This is a genomic window from Methylobacterium iners (genome assembly GCF_022179305.1).
Taxonomy (GTDB): Bacteria; Pseudomonadota; Alphaproteobacteria; order Rhizobiales; family Beijerinckiaceae; genus Methylobacterium; species Methylobacterium iners.
The window spans coordinates 1-1,997 of the sequence record NZ_BPQP01000104.1 but is presented as its reverse complement, the minus strand read 5'-3'; the positions used below and the strand labels follow the sequence as shown (position 1 = coordinate 1,997).

Genomic DNA, 1,997 nt, shown 5'->3' with positions numbered 1-1,997 from the left:
CTCTTCGGGGCGGCCCTTTTTCTTGGGTGCACTGCCATAGCAGCATAGGTGCTATGCGAAAAGCGGAATCTTTGCCTCAGGGCCCCAGTCGCAACGGTGATGAGAGACGAAAATGCCCCGCGCGGCTGGTGCCGGCGGGGCTGAAGATGGTCGACCGAGTATAGGGCTAGCCGATGTTGCCTGCACCGAGGGTGGTGTCGCTCTGCGGCGAGCGGCCTTCGTAGACGCCAAACTGCAGGTAATGCTGCATCGGGTTGATGCCCGTCGCCTGCACGTCGGGGTTGGCGGCCAGGTACGCCGAGGTGTCAAACTCCACCGACGGATCGCGCCCTTCCCGTGCACCGTTCTGAACGTAGTGCGTCAGCGGGTTCACACCTGCCGCACGCACGTCGGCGTAGGCGCTAAGATAGCCGTCCGTGTCGAAGATCTCGTTCGGATCGCGTCCCTCGCGGAAGCCATTCGTGTTGAAGTGGTTTCGAGCGAAGGCGAAGCTGTCGCCACCGGCACTAATCGCGGCGCGCGCCACGTCGGGGTTGGACAGGAGGTAGAACTCAGCGTCGAACCCACCCGCAGCTCCAATGTCGGCGGAACGGCCGATTGCCTCGTTGATGGCGCGGCCTTCCGACTCGCCGAACTGGAGATAGTGGCTGAGCGGGTTCACGCCGGCCGCACGCACGTCGGGGTTGGCGGCGTAGTAGAACTCGTTGTCGAAGTTGGCACCGGGATCGCGGCCCTCACGGAAGCCGAACTGACTGTAGTGGGTCAGCGGGTTCCCACCAGTAGCGCGCACGTCGGGGTTGGCGGCGAGGTAGCCGGTGGTGGAGAAGAAGGCGTTGGGGTCGCGCCCTTCTCGGAAGCCGAACTCGGCATAATGGGCGTCCGCATCCCGACCCGAGGCGGCCACGTCGGGGTAGGTCGTGAGATAGAAGATGTCGTCGACGAGCGGATTGTCGTCCACGGCGTCGATGGTGCGTCGGAGAACTGAATGCGCTCGATCCCGATGAGCTGATCGGTGCCGGAAGACGGTCCGCTCACCGCAAGGCCACCACCGCTGTAGTCGAAGCGAGCCTGCGCGAAGGAGAAGTCGAACACAGCCCGGTCGATGCCCGAGCCGCCGATCAGAAGATCGTTGCCGTTCTCGCCTGCGAGGATGTCGTCGCCGGGACCACCATCCAGCAGGTCCTTGCCGTTCCCGCCATTCAGTTCGTCGTTGCCGAGCTCACCGTAGAGCTCATCCTTGCCGTTGCCCCCTCGGAGAAGGTCGTTACCGGCGCGGGCTTCGATCCTGTCCTTGCCGTTCCCTCCGTCGAGCGTTTCGCCGTTCGGCGTGCCGATAATGACGGAGCCGCTGGCCCCATTCGCAGGGTCGTTGTCGTCGGCACGGAAGTCAGTGACCAGGCGATCGTTCCGTTTCGTAGCCATGGCGGGCCTCCCTATTGCTTATTGAGCCGCCCGGAGGCGACTCAGGGCCCAGCAACAATGCTGAGCCGGGAACGGATCCCGGGTAGGCGACAAAAACTTGAGGTCCCGTCTTTGAGCGCAGGGAATGAGGTAGCCCGCCGCAGAGATGCTGGCGGGGCTAAAAAGTGAGTCATAGTCTACACCGGGGGCAACAAGGCATGACCAAGATGGTTCAGGGCGGAACCGTCCTGCGTCCAGCAGGACACAGCCGGTCTTTCTTGCTCGTTCCGTGATCCAAACGGATGGAAAAAGACACGATTGTCGGTCCTTGTGAGGTCTCCGCCTACCTGCCGGTCACGACCATGTTGCTTGCTTCCCGCACCGTTCTCCAAGAGCACCGCGAGATTGCCGCGGTGGCGATCACCTACGGCATGTTCATCGGGGCCATCCTCATGCTGGCATGGGCCATCGCCTGAGGTCCCGGGCAAGGTGATTGACTGTTGCAGCTCCATCTGAGCGCTTCAGATATCCAAACCTGGGCTTGGTCACAGTGTTTGTTAGTGTGGAGCTGAGGACTGACGTGACCCCTTAGAAGT

1 protein-coding gene and 2 pseudogenes are annotated in these 1,997 nt (G+C 62.5%); 1 reads left to right on the top strand and 2 read right to left on the bottom strand.

Annotation, left to right across the window (positions count from 1 at the left end; genetic code table 11):
- Window positions 1-166: 166 nt before the first annotated feature.
- Both MFF55_RS27310 and MFF55_RS27305 read right to left on the bottom strand, forming a co-directional pair.
- Window positions 167-1,188, bottom strand: a pseudogene (locus tag MFF55_RS27310) (peroxidase family protein); the annotation flags it as partial.
- Window positions 1,189-1,251: 63 nt separating this feature from the next.
- A pseudogene (locus tag MFF55_RS27305) lies at window positions 1,252-1,422 on the bottom strand (hypothetical protein); the annotation flags it as partial.
- A gap of 281 nt (window positions 1,423-1,703) precedes the next feature.
- On the opposite strand from MFF55_RS27305, the gene MFF55_RS24760 reads away from it, so the two are divergent.
- A complete protein-coding gene (locus tag MFF55_RS24760; RefSeq protein ID WP_238246779.1) occupies window positions 1,704-1,877 on the top strand; it encodes a hypothetical protein in 174 nt (57 codons plus the stop codon).
- Window positions 1,878-1,997 lie beyond the last annotated feature (120 nt).

Bases quoted from the DNA above. Each gene is read 5' to 3' on its own strand.
- MFF55_RS24760 (WP_238246779.1), top strand. From the start codon at position 1,704: ATGGAAAAAGACACGATTGTCGGTCCTTGTGAGGTCTCCGCCTACCTG.